Annotated in this window: 17 protein-coding genes; 13 read left to right on the top strand and 4 right to left on the bottom strand. The window is 72.1% G+C overall.

Going from position 1 to position 15,260, the window contains the following annotated elements:
- Positions 1-74: 74 nt before the first annotated feature.
- From HJC40_RS40075 to HJC40_RS40060, 4 genes are all read left to right on the top strand, one after another.
- Positions 75-821 carry a hypothetical protein gene (locus HJC40_RS40075; RefSeq protein ID WP_250008857.1) on the top strand — a complete coding sequence of 249 codons (747 nt, stop codon included), beginning with the start codon at positions 75-77 and terminating at the stop codon, positions 819-821.
- A 158-nt stretch (positions 822-979) separates the two neighbouring features.
- Positions 980-1,318: a YciI family protein gene (locus tag HJC40_RS40070; protein ID WP_250008856.1), complete on the top strand. Its 339-nt coding sequence runs from the start codon at positions 980-982 to the stop codon at positions 1,316-1,318.
- The gene (locus HJC40_RS40065) at positions 1,315-1,671 is read left to right on the top strand and encodes a sigma factor (protein ID WP_250008855.1); all 357 of its coding nucleotides are present in this window, start codon (positions 1,315-1,317) and stop codon (positions 1,669-1,671) included. The genes HJC40_RS40070 and HJC40_RS40065 overlap by 4 nt, the downstream gene beginning before the upstream one ends.
- Before the next feature lie 161 nt (positions 1,672-1,832).
- Positions 1,833-3,728: an adenylyl cyclase gene (locus tag HJC40_RS40060; RefSeq protein ID WP_250008853.1), complete on the top strand. Its 1,896-nt coding sequence runs from the start codon at positions 1,833-1,835 to the stop codon at positions 3,726-3,728.
- A 154-nt stretch (positions 3,729-3,882) separates the two neighbouring features.
- On the opposite strand, the gene HJC40_RS40055 is transcribed toward HJC40_RS40060, so the two are convergent.
- Entirely contained in the window at positions 3,883-4,647 is a 765-nt protein-coding gene (locus HJC40_RS40055; RefSeq protein WP_250008851.1) for a serine hydrolase, read from the bottom strand.
- Between the two features lie 53 nt (positions 4,648-4,700).
- On the opposite strand from HJC40_RS40055, the gene HJC40_RS40050 reads away from it, so the two are divergent.
- From HJC40_RS40050 to HJC40_RS40030, 5 genes are all read left to right on the top strand, one after another.
- Positions 4,701-5,021, top strand: coding sequence for a sigma factor (locus HJC40_RS40050; protein ID WP_250008850.1), 321 nt, complete (start codon positions 4,701-4,703; stop codon positions 5,019-5,021).
- 62 nt (positions 5,022-5,083) lie between these two features.
- Positions 5,084-5,236 (top strand): sigma factor-like helix-turn-helix DNA-binding protein, encoded by a 153-nt coding sequence (locus tag HJC40_RS46455; RefSeq protein WP_308200995.1) that lies wholly within the window; start codon positions 5,084-5,086, stop codon positions 5,234-5,236.
- Complete coding sequence (locus tag HJC40_RS40040; RefSeq protein ID WP_250008848.1) at positions 5,233-5,991, top strand: hypothetical protein; 759 nt, start codon at positions 5,233-5,235, stop codon at positions 5,989-5,991. The genes HJC40_RS46455 and HJC40_RS40040 overlap by 4 nt, the downstream gene beginning before the upstream one ends.
- Before the next feature lie 35 nt (positions 5,992-6,026).
- Positions 6,027-6,710 (top strand): nucleotidyltransferase domain-containing protein, encoded by a 684-nt coding sequence (locus HJC40_RS40035; protein ID WP_250008847.1) that lies wholly within the window; start codon positions 6,027-6,029, stop codon positions 6,708-6,710.
- Positions 6,711-6,758: 48 nt separating this feature from the next.
- A complete protein-coding gene (locus tag HJC40_RS40030) occupies positions 6,759-6,971 on the top strand; it encodes a DUF1737 domain-containing protein (RefSeq protein WP_250008845.1) in 213 nt (70 codons plus the stop codon).
- Positions 6,972-7,216: 245 nt separating this feature from the next.
- Here the strand turns inward: HJC40_RS40030 and rho are convergent, their stop codons facing one another.
- A complete protein-coding gene (gene rho, locus HJC40_RS40025) occupies positions 7,217-8,356 on the bottom strand; it encodes a transcription termination factor Rho (RefSeq protein WP_250008844.1) in 1,140 nt (379 codons plus the stop codon).
- A 288-nt stretch (positions 8,357-8,644) separates the two neighbouring features.
- On the opposite strand from rho, the gene HJC40_RS40020 reads away from it, so the two are divergent.
- Genes HJC40_RS40020 through HJC40_RS40010 form a run of 3 tightly spaced genes read left to right on the top strand, consistent with a single transcriptional unit; the run spans position 8,645 to position 11,810 of the window.
- Positions 8,645-9,508 (top strand): hypothetical protein, encoded by an 864-nt coding sequence (locus tag HJC40_RS40020; protein ID WP_250008843.1) that lies wholly within the window; start codon positions 8,645-8,647, stop codon positions 9,506-9,508.
- On the top strand, positions 9,505-11,010 hold the full coding sequence (locus HJC40_RS40015; RefSeq protein WP_250008842.1) for a hypothetical protein: 1,506 nt from the start codon (positions 9,505-9,507) through the stop codon (positions 11,008-11,010). Before HJC40_RS40020 ends, HJC40_RS40015 begins: the two co-directional genes overlap by 4 nt.
- A 29-nt stretch (positions 11,011-11,039) precedes the next feature.
- Positions 11,040-11,810, top strand: coding sequence for a maleylpyruvate isomerase family mycothiol-dependent enzyme (locus HJC40_RS40010; protein ID WP_250008841.1), 771 nt, complete (start codon positions 11,040-11,042; stop codon positions 11,808-11,810).
- Between the two features lie 81 nt (positions 11,811-11,891).
- Here HJC40_RS40010 and HJC40_RS40005 read toward each other — a convergent pair whose 3' ends face one another.
- On the bottom strand, positions 11,892-12,992 hold the full coding sequence (locus HJC40_RS40005) for a glycosyltransferase (protein WP_250008840.1): 1,101 nt from the start codon (positions 12,990-12,992) through the stop codon (positions 11,892-11,894).
- On the bottom strand, positions 12,985-13,917 hold the full coding sequence (locus HJC40_RS40000) for a glycosyltransferase family 2 protein (protein WP_250008838.1): 933 nt from the start codon (positions 13,915-13,917) through the stop codon (positions 12,985-12,987). Before HJC40_RS40000 ends, HJC40_RS40005 begins: the two co-directional genes overlap by 8 nt.
- 200 nt (positions 13,918-14,117) lie before the next feature.
- Here HJC40_RS40000 and HJC40_RS39995 point away from each other — a divergent pair, with 200 nt between their 5' ends.
- Complete coding sequence (locus HJC40_RS39995) at positions 14,118-15,212, top strand: LCP family protein (RefSeq protein WP_250008837.1); 1,095 nt, start codon at positions 14,118-14,120, stop codon at positions 15,210-15,212.
- Positions 15,213-15,260: the final 48 nt, after the last annotated feature.

Raw genomic sequence — 15,260 nt, 5'->3', positions numbered from 1 at the left:
AGGGGTGAGCCGAAAGATCCGACCGCGCCGCCGGGCGAACTGCGGGGCCGTCGTTCCGGTGGGACGATGCGGGGGTGGTCTTCCCGTACGTACCGGCGCCGGGGGCCGGCGGGCCGGCCGGTGAGACCTACGCGGCCGCTCTCGTGCGGACGAGCGACGCCGGCGGCGTGACGCAAGTGCTGCGGAGCCTGCGCTTCACCGGCTGGATCGTCCCGGCGCAGGATGGTTGGGTGCCGGTGCTCGCCGTCCCCGGCAGCGGGACTCTCGCGGCCGGCCGGCGCGGGATCGCCGGGGTCGGCGCCGCCCTGGCCGAGCAGCTCGGCGTGGCGGTGGTGGCGGTCCGGGTGCTCGCCGATCGTCAGCTGGTCCTGGTGGCGTGGTCGGGTGCCGAGGAGCTGGGCCGGTACGTCAGCGACCCGGCCCGGGAGCCGGGAGCCGACGAGGACGTCCTGGACGAGCCGTTCGGCGTCGGGGCGGCCGGCGCCATCGCCGCGGCCTGCGGGCATCCCGGGCGGGGCGGCGACCTGACCGAGATCCTGGCCGACGAGCTCGACCCGGAGAGCGTCATCGAGTCGGAGCGGCTGTCCCGGGTTCTGCGGCTGCTGGAGCTGCCCACCTGGCTGGTCGCGGTGGCGGCGTTGCCGCGGGACGTCCCGACCGGCCCGGCGGCACGGGAGCTGACCCGGCTCGGCTGGGGCGTGCCCGGGGCAGGCGGGGTGGTCGCCGCGCGGCTGGCCCGGGTCGTGCGCCGCCGCCGCCGGCCGCCGCCGGTCCTGGCCGATCCACCGCGCGGATCCGGTATGGATCCCTGGCTGATGTGACTGGTGGGGTAGCGCGGCGCGCGACCGCCACCGGGCAGGGCCGCGCCGGGCTCGATGCACTTGAGGTTCACTCCCGAGGACCGTCGCGTCGCGTCGTCGATTTCGCCGGGCGTCGTGCGACGTCCGGATGACGTCCATGATGAGTGCGGGAGGCACCGATGAAGTACGCGTTGCTGATCTACCAGACCGAGAAGGACTGGGCCGAGGCCGACGAGGAGCAACGGCGCCGGGCGTACGAGGCCCACGGGCGCTTCGCCGCGCTGCTGCGGGAGCGGGACGCCGACCGGGGCGGGGAGGAGCTCGCGCTCTCCGGGAACGCCACGACCGTCCGGCCGGGTGGCCTGCTCACCGACGGCCCGTACGCCGAGACGGCCGAGCAGCTGGGCGGCTTCTACCTCGTGGAGGCCGGCGACCTCGACGAGGCCCTCGTGTTCGGCCGCGCGCTCGCCGAGCTGGGCGACATCGTCGAGGTCAGGCCGGTGGCCGAGCCCCGATGAACGCGGTCGAGGCCGCCTTCCGCGAGCATCGTGGCCCCCTGCTGGCCACGCTGGTCGCCGAGCTGCGCAGCTTCGACCTCGCCGAGGACGCCGTGCAGGACGCCTTCGCCGCCGCCACCCGCCAGTGGCCCGGCGAGGGGGTCCCGCGCCGCCCGGCGGCCTGGCTGCTGTCGGTGGCCCGCCGCCGGGCCGTCGACCGGCGCGAGGAGGCTCTGGCGGCCTTCGATCGGGCGTTGTCGCTCGCTCCGACCGACACGGAGAGTGACCATCTGCGGCGGCGTCGGGGGAGCGTTTCCGGTACCGGTACCGAGGCGTCGCCGGTACCGGTTCCGGCGTCCGAACATCCGTTCTGAGGGGCCATTCGGGCAAGGTGCGTTCCGGAACCGCGGCGAGATGTCCGATGCCTGTGCGAATGCCGCACCCGAGGCGCCCCGCAGACCTTGACATGTCGATGCGTCTATTGCTTTCTGTGATCCTGTTTGTTGCCTCCCCGTTAACGGAAGGACCTTTCCGCATGACGACAAACGCCGGGCGACCCTCCGGTCGCCGGCATCTGCGACGGATCCTCGCCGTCGGGCTCACCGCCGTCACGGTCGGTGCGCTCGCCGGAGTTCCCGCTTACGCAGCTCCCACCGCAGTTCCCGCCGCGGCCCCCACGGCTGCTTCCGCCCTCGGCACCAACGTCACGATCTTCGACCCGAGCACGCCGGTCGCCGAGATCCAGGCGAAGCTCGACGCGGTGTACGCCCTGCAGGTCAACAACGAGATGGGCACCGCCCGGTACGCCTTCCTCTTCAAGCCGGGCACGTACGGCACCGACGCCCAGCCGCTGCAGATCAAGGTCGGCTACTACACCGAGGTCTCCGGCCTCGGCGCCTCCCCGAACGACGTCGTGATCAACGGCAAGGTGGAGGTCTACAACCGTTGCCTCGAGGGTGGCGGCACGAGCAACTGTCTCGCGCTCGTCAACTTCTGGCGCACGCTGTCCAACCTGTCCATCAAGGTCAACGGGGCCGGACAGGAGGGTTGCCGGGCCGGCGCCAACTTCTGGGCCGTCTCGCAGGCCGTGTCGCTGCGCCGGCTCAAGGTCGACGGCGGCTTCACGCTGATGGACTACTGCACCGCCGGTCCGCAGTACGCGAGTGGTGGCTTCATCGCCGACTCGCAGTTCGGCGCGATCACCAACGGTTCGCAGCAGCAGTGGCTCACCCGCAACAGCAAGGTGAGCGAGTGGTCCAACGGTGTCTGGAACCAGGTCTTCTCCGGCGTCGAGGGCGCGCCGGACGACTCGGCGTTCCCGAACCCGCCGTACACCACGCTGGCCCAGACCCCGCTCAGCCGGGAGAAGCCGTTCCTGTTCGTGGACGCCAACGGCAAGTACGCGGTCCGCGTGCCCAGCGCCCACCGCAACACCAGCGGTGTCTCGTGGGACGAGGACCTGACCGCGGGCCGGACGATCCCGCTGAGCAACTTCTTCGTTGCCAAGCCGTCCGACCCCGAGTGGCTGATCAACGCTCAGCTGCTGCTCGGCAAGAACTTGCTCTTCACGCCGGGCGTCTACAACGTCGACCAGACGATCCACGTGCTGCGGCCCAACCAGGTCGTGCTCGGCATCGGCCACGCCACGCTGACCGCGGTCAACGGGGTCACGCCGCTGAAGGTCGCCGACGTCCCCGGTGTGGTCATCGCGGGTGTCACGATCGACGCCGGCCTCAAGGAGTCGAAGAACCTGCTCCAGGTCGGCAACAAGAACGGCCTGGGCATCAGCTCGGCGTCGAACCCGACCACGCTGTCGGACGTCTACTTCCGGGTGGGCGGCCCGCACATCGGCAAGGTCGACACGGCGCTCGAGGTGAACAGCGACAACGTGCTGATCGACCACACCTGGGTGTGGCGCGGTGACCACGGCGTCGAGGGCTTCACCGAGGGCGTGAACGGCGACACCCAGCGGTGGCGCACCAACACCGGTCGCTACGGCGCCGTCATCAACGGCGACAACGTGACCGCGACGGGCCTGTTCGTCGAGCACTTCCAGAAGTACAACACCGTCTGGAACGGCGAGAAGGGCACGACGGTGCTCTACCAGAACGAACTGCCGTACGACCCGCCGACGCAGGCCGACTGGATGAACGGCAGCGTCAAGGGCTACGCGGGTTACAAGGTCGGGGACAAGGTCCGCAACCACCAGCTGTACGGTGCGGGCGTCTACGTCTTCAACCAGAACAACCCGTCGATCGAGACCGAGAACGGTTTCGAGGTCCCGAAGCGCCCGGGTGTGAAGCTGCACCACATCATGACCGTCAACCTCAGCGCCGGCGTGATCAACCACGTCGTCAACGGGGAGGGCGCGGCCGCCGACATGACCAAGGTCGGCGTTCCGGTCTACATCACGGACTACCCGGCCCCGTAAGGGGTGTGCAAAGGGCCGGAACCTCACGGGGTTCCGGCCCTTTCGCGTGTCAGAGGATGGATGCCTCCTGGCGGGGTAGGCACCCACCCCGCTCGCCATTCTGCTCCCACCTGGCCGTTCCGTCATTGTCCGAACAGCCCAGGATGCAGCGGCTTTACGACAGTGCGCTCCCGATTTCGCGCATGGCGCGCATGACGGCGGCCGTGGACCCAGGCCTTACCGGATCGAAATTCGCCAGGACGGCGTACGCCTGATCGCCCAGATAGCCGACGTCGGCCCGGATGCCGTCGTCGGTGCCCGTCTTGTTGCGCACCGAGCGCGTATGGGCGAGCGGGTCGTCCCCGAACCCGGAGGCGACCATCGACAGGTCGGCACTCGTCGACATCCAGGCGTCCATCCGCTCGGAGACCGCCGGCATCAGCAGGTCCCGGCGGCTGATCCGCCCCATGAGGCCGGCCAGCTCGCCCGCGCTGCCCGTCGAGAGCGTCGGCGGCTGCCCCGGCTCGCGCCGGTTCCGTACGCGGTCATGCAGCCCCGTCTCGTGCAGCCCCAGCCCCGCCGCGGTCGCCCGGACGGCCGCCAGCCCGACCCGCGCCAGCAGCACATTGGTGGCGTAGTTGTCGCTCACCGCCGCGATCAGCACCGCCAGATCGGCCGCCGGCAGGGCGTCCACGGCCAGGTGTTGCCACAGACCCGAGTCGGCCACGGCCAGCTCCGGGTCCTTGGCCAGCAGCTCACCGGGGTCGAGCTCCCCGGACTCGAAGCGCCGGGCGGTCTCGGCCAGCAACAGCAGCTTGCCGATGCTGGCCGTCCGCAGCCGTCGCCCGGGCTCGTGCCCGGCCCGCCCCGGCACGGCGATCGACCAGCTCACGCCCGGCGTTTGCGCGACGACGTCGTCGACGACCTCTTGCAGACCCATACGATCATTGTCCGCCGTCGTAACAACACCCGGGCGGCCGGACAGGTAGAGGTGTGACGACACTGCGACCCGATCGGGAGACGCGCTTCCGGACGCTCTACGCCGGCGCGTACGCCGACGTCCTGGCCTTCGCCCAGCGCCGGGGGATCCCGGACCAGGCCGAGGACGTGGTCGCCGAGGCGTTTCTGGTGGTGTGGCGGCGGTTCGACGAGGCGCCCCGGAAGGCGGACGACGCCCGCGCCTGGGTGTTCGGCATCGCCCGTCATTGCCTGCTCAACGCCCGGCGCGGGCAGGGCCGTCAGGACGCCCTCGCGGTCCGCGTCGCGTCCGTCGCGCCCGCCGGCGACGGGCCGGGGAGCCGTCGGCCGAGCTGATCGACCTGGCCCGGGCGTGGAAGAGGCTGAGCCCGGCCGAGCAGGAGGCCCTGGCCCTGACCGTGTTCGAGGATCTGACCTCGGCCCAGGCGGCCCGCGTGCTCGGGATCAGCGCCGCCGGTTACCGGATCCGGCTCATGCGGGCCCGCCGGGCGCTGCGCGGCCACCTCGCCCCGGGCACCTTCCGCACCGAGCTCCTGGAGGCCCAGTCATGAAGTCGCTGCGAGCGCTGGACGTCGCCGTCCCACCCACCTTCGAGCAGTACGGGCGGGCCGCCGCCACCCTCGACCGCATCGTCGCCACCCCGCCCGACCCGCCGCGGCGCCGCCCGGCCAAGGGATGGCTGCTGGTCCCGGCGCTCGTGGTCGCCGTCGCGGCGGTTCTGCTGGTGGTGCCCTGGGGCCGGAGCGGGCGGGCGTACGCCACCTGGACACCTGTTCCGGTGGCCCTCAGCCCGGCCGAGACCGCGCTGATCGGGCCGGCCTGCACGGACCAGTTGGGCGACTTGCCGTACCTCGACCTGAATCGGGCCGAGGTCGTGCTGGCCGAGCGCCGCGGTGAGGTCGTGGCCATGCTCTACCGCCACGACCACCCCGAATCGGTCGGGTTCTGCCTGGCCCACAACCGGCCCGGCTCCGACGACGTCGACGACGTGAAGACCGGCACCGCGGGCAGCTCCGGCCCCTTCGACCCGGCGCCCGCGGGCCGCTTCCGGGAGGGCGCCCTCTCGGTCTACCCGGAGGGGGTCTCCATCACCGAGGGCGCGGCCGGCCCGGACGTGACCGGGCTGACCATCCGTACCGGCGGCCTGACCGTGCAGGCCACCGTCAGCGGCGGCCGGTGGGTCGCGTGGTGGCCCGGCAAGGCTCTCGTACCCGATGGCGACGGGAAGTGGCGCGACGTGCCCCGCACCTACGATGTCCAGTTGCGCGACGGCCGGACGCTCCAGAACGTGCGACCGGCGTCCTGACGACCAGTCTCCGGCGGATCCCTACGATCGTCGTCATGTCCGTACTCGACGACCTGATGGCCCGGGCGACCGCCGACGCCGGGGTGCTGGGCGTGATCCTGACCGGGTCGCACGCGCGCGGCCTGGCCACCGCGCACTCCGACGTCGACGTGACGGTGGTCGTCGACTCCCACGGTGCCGCCTGGCCGCGCGATCGGGGCGCCGACCTCGACCTCGCCGCCCTCACGGTGGAGGAACTGGGCGACACGTCGGTGCTGTGGCCGAGGTACGGCTTCCGCGACGCCCAGGTGCTGCTGGACCGCGGCGGGGTGGCCGAGCTGGTCGAGCGGCAGGCCACGCCCACCGCCGAGGAGGCGCGTTCCTGGTCGGGGGAGTTCCTGGACGGGTACGTGAACCAGCTCTACCGCGCCGTGAAAAGTCGCCGCGACGGGCATCCCGAGGCGGCGGCGCTGGACGAGCAGGAAAGCGTGGGCTGGCTGCTGGGCACCGCGTTCGCCCTGCACGGACGGCTGCGCCCCTACAACAAGTATCTGGAATGGGAGCTGGCGACCCATCCGCTGCCGCCGCCGTGGAACGACGTGCTGGCCCCCGCGTACGTCGGGGCGCATCCGGTCACGCTGTTCCCCCTGGTGGCCGACCTGGCCCGCGAGCGCGGCCACGGCGACCTGCTCGACAGCTGGGGCGCCGACCTCGACCTCATCCTCGCCGCCGCACGATGACCGCCGGGACGCCTCGATTTCCGGCCTCGCAGCGGGAAGAATGCGCTCATGCCTGAGGTTGCCGAGCCCCTTCGCTACCGGCTCATCACCGGTCCGGACGACGCCGAGTTCTGCGCGCGCGTCAGCAGCCTGCTCGACCAGGGTTACCGCCTCCACGGGTCGCCCGCCGTGACCTTCGACGGCCTCCGGGTCATCGCGGCTCAAGCCCTGGTGCTGGCCGAGGTGTCCGATGCGGACGCTGACCGGACGGCCACCGGATAGCAGCCGACGGCGGCCGACACTTCGGGGCCGCCCCCGCCTCACTCCGGCTTGCGCGGGACGACGACCGCGTACGCCGACTCGACCGGTCCGCCGTTCAGATCGACGGTCACCGGGCCGCGCGGCAGAATCTCCATCCGGACCTCGATGATGTCGCCGTCGCAGGTCAGCGGACCCGAGACGATGGGGCTCCACCATGTGTCGCCGTTCCGCTCCGCGCGAGCACTTGTCGGCGCGCTCCGGACGGATCAGGCGGCCAGCGAGTGGGCCACGCGACGGAGGAACTCGTTGTTCGAGGCCGTGCCGCGCAGCTGGTCGAGCAGGCGGCGCATCGCGTCCGGGCCGTCCAGGACTCGCCGCATCTGCGAGATGATGGCCAGTTCGGCCGGGGACAGCAGCGCCTCGTCGTGCCGGGTGCCGGTCGACGACAGGTCGATCGCCGGGAAGACGCGGGCCTCGGCCAGTGACCGGTCCAGCTTGAGCTCGGCGTTGCCGGTGCTCTTGAACTCCTCGAAGATCAGGTTGTCCATCGCCGACCCGGTCTCGACCAGGGCCGTCGCGATGATGGTGAGGGAGCCGCCGCCGTCGATGTTGCGGGCGGCGCCGAGGAAACGCTTGGGCGGGTAGAGCGCCGACGCGTCGAGACCGCCGGAGAGCGTACGCCCGCGGCCCGGCGCCATCAGGTTGTAGGCCCGGCCCAGGCGGGTGATCGAGTCGAGCAGCAGGACCACGTCCTGCCCCTGCTCGACGAGGCGCTTGGCCCGTTCGACGGCGAGCTCGGCCAGCGCGGCGTGCTCCTGAGGCGGCCGGTCGAAGGTGGCCGCCACGACCTCGGCCCGCACCGTGCGGCTGAAGTCGGTGACCTCCTCGGGCCGTTCGTCGACCAGCACCACCATCAGGTGCGCCTCGGGGTTGTTGTGCGCGATGGCGTTGGCGATCTGCTTGAGGACCGTGGTCTTGCCGGCCTTGGGCGGCGCCACGATCAGGGCTCGCTGGCCCTTGCCGATCGGCATGGCCAGGTCGATGACGCGGGTGGTGAGCAGCCCCGGGTCGGTCTCGAGCCGCAGCCGCTCCTGGGGGTAGAGCGCGGTGAGGTCGTAGAAGTCGGGTCGCCGACCGGGTCGGTGGCCGTTCACGGTGTCGACCCGCAGGGTCGCCGGCTTGCGGCCGACGCTTCGGGCCGTTCCCTGTACGCGGTCACCGCGGCGCAGCCCCGACCGGCGGGCCTCGGCCAGGTTGACCGCGATGTCGCCGGGGCCGGGAAGATAGCCGTCGACGCGCAGCCAGGCACGGTCGTCGACGATGTCGAGCAGAGCGTCGAAGGTGACCTCCGCGGTGGTGGAGTCGGGCGGCGCTGTGCGCCGGTTCCGGGTGGATGTGACTGTCATGGGGGTACTCCTCGAGAGCCTGCGATGCGCAGGGTGAGATGACGCCGGGACGGCGCCGGGAAAAGAAAGTGGCCGGTGTCGAACTCGGCCGGAGAACGCCTCTGGGCTGCCGCAGCTTTCACGACTGGCGGAGCCCGGGATACCAGAGCCGTCCGGGGGCTGCCAGAAACTGGTGCCACACCCGGAGGTTGCCGTAAAGGTAGCACTCCCGGTCTCCGGCGCAAGAGATGACACTCTCCGGACACGCCGTGTTTCCCGGCCGGACGCCTCGACGGTATGGAATGCGGCGTGCACCACGCGAACCATTACTACGGCCACAGCCACGTCCTGGCCCGCTACTGCGGCCTCGACGACACCGACCCGCCGCGGCTCCACGGCTACCTGCAGCACGGCTGGAACATCGGCGACGGCATGGCCCCCGACCACGAGTACGTCCCGGGCGTCCCGAAGTTCGTCTGGTCGGAGCGGGTGCGCCGCCGGGCCTGGTCGCTGGGCCGCCGCGACGTCTACGTGGTGGGCGCCCCGTGGGCGTACCTGATCGCGATGGAACCCGAACCGGCCGACGCGCCGAAGCGGGAAGGCACCATCTGGTACCCCTTCCACGGCTGGGAGGGGCAGCACATCATCGGCAGCCACGACGGCCTGATCGCTGAGATCCGGGACACCGAGACCGGTCCGGTCACCGTCTGCCTGTACTGGCAGGAGTTCCGCGACAAGCGGGTGCGTGCGCTCTACGAGCGGGCCGGCTTCCGGGTGATCTGCCACGGGTACCGCGGTGGCTGGTGGAAGGACCTCGATCCCGGATTCCTCTACCGTCAACTGGCCGAGCAGCGCCGGCATTCCCGGGTCGCGTCGAACCGGCTGTGCAGCGCGATCATGTACGGGACGCTGGCCGGTTGCGAGCCGGCCGTCTACGGCGACCCGATGCAGCTGGAGCGGGAGAAGTCGGCGTTCGGCGGCCAGGCCCGGATCGTGCGGGAGTGGGCGGACATGCACGGCGCCTCGCTCGATCAGTCCGTCGCGCGCCGCGTCGCTGTCGACGAGCTCGGCGCCGACCGGCTGCTGCCTCCGGCCGAGCTGCGCCGCCTGTTCGGCTGGCCGTCCCTGCGTGAAGACCCCGATTTCGAGCTGACCGGAGTGCTGACCCGATGACCACCCTGATCGGCGGGGAGATGCTGTCCTGGTCCGACCTCGACGGCACCCACGGCCCGGCCGCCGCCTCCGGCGACGCGTTGCGGTCGCTGCTGTCGCCACCGCTGGGCCGTACGCTCGTGGCCGGCCCGCACGCCCCGCGGCTGTTCGAGGCCCTGCCGCCCGAGCAGGTGACCGTCCTGGTGCGTGGCGCCGACGACGCCTCGGCCCTGGCCCGCCCCGGGCTGACCGTCCTGTGCGGCAGCCTCGAGAAGCTGGCCGCCGTTCCCGCGTACGACACGGTGGTCGCCCTCGACGGCCTCGACCGCCTGCTCTCCGCCGAGGCCGACCCGCACACCTGGAACGAGACCCTCGACCTGCTGCTGGCCCAGCTGAAGCCGGGCGGGCGCCTGCTGCTCGGCGTGGAGAACCTCTTCGGCGTGCACCGCCTGGTCGCCCTGCCCCCGGCCCCGGCCGACAGCGACTGGGTGGTCCCCGACGACCACGACCCGGACCGGCCGGCCGGTCACGCCGGGTTGCTCACGAGGCTCACGCGACTCGGCTTGCGCGTCGAGCGTGACTACGCGGCGTACCCGGCGCTCTCCTCACCGTCCGTGCTGCTCAGCCGCGAGATCCTGGCCGAGCCCACCCTGGCCGGCGCGCTCGGGGCGGCGGTGGCCACGGCGGTCCGCCCGCCGGCCGACGTGCTGGCCGACCCGGTACGCCTGGCCACCGGCGCCCTGCGCAACGGCCTCGCCACCGAGCTGGCCCCGGCCTGGGTGATCGTCGCCGAGCTCGCCCCGGACCCGGCCGCCGAGCGGGGCCCGGGTCCGGCTGTCGAGCTCGCCCCGGACCCGGCTGTCGAGCGTGCGTTGATCGGCCGGCCCGACGCCGTGATCGGCGGTCGTGCGGTGTCCCTGCCCGACACCGGGCTTCCGCGGGGTCGCACCCTGCAGGACCACCTGCTGGCCGCCGCCCAGCGCCGTGATCTCCCGGCCCTGCGCGATCTGCTGTCGGGCTGGCAGTCCGGCCCGGCCGCGGGGGTGCCGGCGGGCCAGATCGTCGTGACCGGACCGCCGGCCGAGATGGTGGCCCTGATTCCGGCCGGAGAGCCCCTGAAGGCCCTGCGCGCCTTCGCCGCCACCGTGATCGCCGGCGGGTTCGCCCACCTGTGGCCGATCCGGGGCGACGAGGCCGAGCTGACCGCCGTGCTGGCCGGCATGACCGGTCGTGAGCTGGAGCCGGCCGACGTCCCGGCGGGCGACGCGCCGCCCGCGCACGCCGTCGGTGACCTGCTGGCCGACCGCGACCGCCTCACCCGCGAGCTGGCCGAGGCCCGGGCCAAGCACGAGTGGTACGAGTCGATGCTGCTGCGCCGCGAGGCCGAGCTCAAGCGGGTGCGCCAGATGAACGCCCTGCTCTCCGCCACCATTCCTGGCAAGGCCGCCACCAACCTGGTCGGCGGCCTGCGCGCCGGCAAGCGCGCGGTGCGCTCGGTCGTCCGCCGGACGCGCGGAGGCTGATTGTCGGAGGTCCGTGGTAGAAAGCCCGGGTGCCAGAGACTTTGGAGTTCCCCGACCTGCTGCGGTTGATCGACGAACGATCGACCACCTTCCGCGCCACGGTCGCCTCCGCGCCTGACCTTCATGTGCCGGTGCCGACCTGTCCGGGGTGGACCCTGTTCGATCTGGTGCAGCACCTCGGTCTGGGCCGCCGCAAGGCGGCTGCCATCGTCGCCGCCGGGCCGGCCGACGCGCCCCCGGCCGCGTCCGGCGAGGGTGCCCCCCGGGAACGGGAAGCCCTGCTGGCCTGGCTGGACGAGTCCATCGAGCGGTTGGTCACCACCCTGCGCGAGGCCGGCCCGGATCGCGGCTGCTGGACGTGGTGGGACGACTCGCAGTCGCCGCAGACCGCCGGCGGCGTGGCGCGGCACCAGGTTCAGGAAGTCGCGGTGCACACCTACGACGCCCAGCTCGCGGTGGGCGCTCCGCAACCGCTTCCGGAGCAGGTCGCTCTCGACGGTGTCGAGGAGTTCCAGTTCACGTGCGTCGCGACGACGGTCGCCTGGCCGCACGCACCCGCGGTCATCGACTACCACGCCACCGAAGGCCGTTCCTGGCGCCTCCGGCTGTCCGGCGACGGCGTCCGGGTCGTCCGGCTCCCGGCCGCCGGCGAGGAGCCCGGCCAGGCCGACGCCTCCGCCACGGGCCCGGCCGGCGACCTGGTCCTGGCCTTCTACGACCGCGTACCGCTGGATTCGCTCAAACTGGACGGCGACCGCCGCGTCTTCGACCAGCTCATCGCCTGGGACCCGTCGGAGTGACCCAGCCGGTCAGCGCGGCCAGGTGACGGCTCAGCCGGGGCCGGGGGAGCGGAGCCGGGTGAGTTCGGCCGGGCAGCCTCATCAGCGTGCGCGGGCCACCTCGTCGTAGATGTCCTCGAGGCGGCGGCTCTGCTTGACGACGTCGAAGTCGGTCTCGGCCCGCGCCCGGGCGGCGGCGCCCATGGCCGTGCGCAGATTCTCGTCGTCGAGCAGCTTGCGCAGGTTGGCGGCCAGCGCCTCCCGGTCGCCCTCGGCCCCCAGCAGCCCCGTCGTGCCGTCGGTGACCGCCTCGGGGATGCCGCTGTGCCGCGTCGAGACCACCGGGAGGCCGAGCGCCATCGCCTCGACGACAGTGGTGGGCAGGCCCTCGCTGTCGCCGTCGGCCGCCGTACGGGACGGGGCGGCCAGCACGCGGGACTCGCCGAGCAGGCGGTACACCTCGTCGGCGGGCCGGGCGCCGAGGAACGTGGCGTCCAGGCGCAGACTCCGGGCGTACCCCTGCATCTCGGCGAACCGCGGCCCGTCACCGATGAACAAAGCCCGGGCCTGCAGGGTGCTGAGGGCGGCGATCAGGTCGTCGGCGCCCTTCTTCTCGACGAAACGGCCGACGAACGCGACGTCCCACTGCTTCGGGACGGCGGTCGCCACCGCGGGGATCGGCACGCCGGTGTGGTGCACGCGCACCTTGGCCGGGTCGGCGCCCCAGTGGATCGCGCGCTGCCGGATGACCTCGGAGACCGCGATCAGCACGGCCGCGCGCTGGAAGATCGTGCGCAGGTTGCGCCGGTACCGCACCCCCTTGGGCCCGGTGCTCGACGGCTGCCGGGTCACGTCGTGCCCGTGCAGGGTCACGATCAGCGGCACCTTGGCCCGGGCCGCGCTGCCGCTGACCAGCCAGCCGTCCCCGCCGAAGTGGGCGTGCACCACGTCGGGACGTACGCCCGCAAGCAGGTGATGCAGCTGGGGCGAGGAGCCGGTGAGCCGCAGCCGCAGAAAGGCCCGATGGTCGGCGTCGGACGGATAGGCGATCAGGTCGGTGTCGCGGGCCAGCGGCGAGACGACCTTCGTCGCGCCCGCGTAGACCGGCTCCCAGCGGCTCAGCGAGTCGGCCTGGTTGCGGATGAACGTCTCGGAGCCGAGCAGCATGGCGCTGCGCCAGATCAGGACCCGGCGGTCAGGCATGGGCCTTCTTACGCCCGATGACCAGATCCCGTACGCGATGACGGACCGACGGTGGCAGCGCCCAGATCTGCAGGAACGTCACGTAGTCGAGCGCGCCCGGCCGGCCGGGGGCGCGCGCCTCGGACAGCAGCTCGCGGAACACCCGGTGATCGCGGGTGGGGGCGGCCATCGAGCTGATCACGCTCATCGTGACGGCAGCGTAGGCACGGGGCGTGAAGAGCTGCCGGTTGGCGCGCACCCAGGCGAGCTGCTCCTCCCACGGGTTCTGCAGGCTGATGCGATCGCGGTTCTCGTCCTGGTGCCACAGCACGAGCGCCTCGGGCGCGTAGAGCAGCTCCACGTCGTCGTGCTGCAGCGCGCGCAGGGTCCAGTCGAGCTCCTGCTGCCGGCGTAGCCCGACGGTGAACGGCACCCGGCGCAGCAACTCGGTCGGGGCCATGATCGTGGAGGTCTGGATGAAGCCGTCGCCGTAGAACAGGCCGCGGCGCACGAGCAGGTACTCGCTGAGCGGCTCGCCGGGCTCGGGCAGCCGGCGGGGCATCACCGTGTCGGCCCGCGGCGTCCGGCTGATCATGCGGGTGGCGACGATCGGCGACGACCGGGTCGCGGTCGCGGCCAGCGCCAGCTGCGTCTCGATCTTGTCCGGCATCCACTCGTCGTCGTCGTCGAGCAGGGCCACGAACCGGCCCTCGGCGGCCTTGACGCCCTGGTTGCGGGCGTTCGGCGCCTTGCCCCGCTCGGGCAGGACGATCGCTCGCAGCCGGTCGTCGTCGATCTCCTTGAGCGCGCGGACCGTCTCCTCGTCGGGGCCGTCGATCACGACGATGACCTCGAGATCGCGGTGGGTCTGCGCGAGGGCGCTGCGGACCGCGCGCGTCGCCAGCTCCGGGCGGTTGCACGTCGGGATGACGACGCTGACGTCCATGTCTTCGTTACCTGCTTCAGGCTTGGCGGGGCGTCGCCGGACACTTGGCGGCGGCTTCGCCGGACATTAGGGGCGTCCGACGGCCGTCCGGTTAAGCGCAGTGGTCTTCGACACGAACCGCGCGTGTGCACGGGCCGTCACAGGCGTTCGACAGTGAATTTTCAGTGACTTCCCACCGGACCGGGGCAGTGTCGGCGGATGTGAGATCACGACGCCGCCCGCGCTGGGCGATCTGGTGTGCCGGGCTCGGTGCGGTGCTGGCTGTCGTCGCGGGCGGCGCGATCGTCGTCACCCGGGAGGCGGTGCGAGCGATCCCCGAGCACCATCTGCTCGGCGTGGCTGCCTCGACGGCGCACGCCTCGGTCACCGGCGCCAAGAACATCCTGCTCGTCGGCATCGACCGCCGCGCCTCGGCCCGGCCCGGGGAGCCCACCCGCGCCGACTCGATCATCCTGCTCCACGTGACGGCCGACCATCAGCACGCCTATCTGGTCTCGCTGCCGCGCGACAGCTACGTGTCGATCCCGGCCTACGGCACCTACCGAGGCGGAAAAAACAAGATCAACGCCGCTTTCGCGTACGGGAGCAGGGGCCACACCGGCGAGGCGGCGCTCGAACACGGCTTCGAACTGCTGTCCCTCACCGTCGAGAAGCTGACCGGCATCACGCCGGACGCGGGCGCCGTCCTCGACTTCCAGGGCTTCGAGCAGGTCCTCCAGAAGCTCGGCAAGGTGTGCATGTACGTGGACGAGGACACCACGTCGATCCATGTCGGACACACCGCCGACGGCCGGCCCGCGGCGCCGTACGCGCTCAACACCGACGGCACCGTCAACCACAAGATCAAGGGCGTGACGGCCGCCTTCTACGCCAAGGGCGACCACTGCTTCACCGCGGCCGAGGCGCTCGACTTCGTCCGGCAGCGCGACCTGCTGGCCGACCACGACGCCGACTACGGCCGCCAGCGCCACCAGCAGCAGTTCATCAAGGCCGTGCTGTCGCAGGTGCTGGCCTCGCCGGCCAGGCTGCCCGCCCTGCTGCCGGTGATCGGCCGGGCGGTCACGGTCGACGACGGGGGCATCTCGCTCGAGGACTGGGTCTTCGCGATGCGCGGCCTGCGGGCCGACAAGGTGATCACGGTGAAGACCAACGGCGGGCACTTCGACAGCGAGTCCGTTCCCGGCGCCGGCAGCGTCCAGATCCTGAGCCCCGACAGCCTCGCTCTGCTGAAGGCCGTCCGGACCGATCGGGTCGGGCAGTTCGCCGCCGCCCACCCGTCCTGGGTGTCCACCTGATCGGGTGGTTTGGGGCGCGAACATCACCCGGCCGAGGTAACGCCCCGG

The organism is Actinoplanes sp. M2I2 (assembly GCF_023544445.1).
GTDB lineage: Bacteria > Actinomycetota > Actinomycetes > Mycobacteriales > Micromonosporaceae > Actinoplanes.
This window is presented reverse-complemented; position numbering and strand designations above follow the sequence as displayed.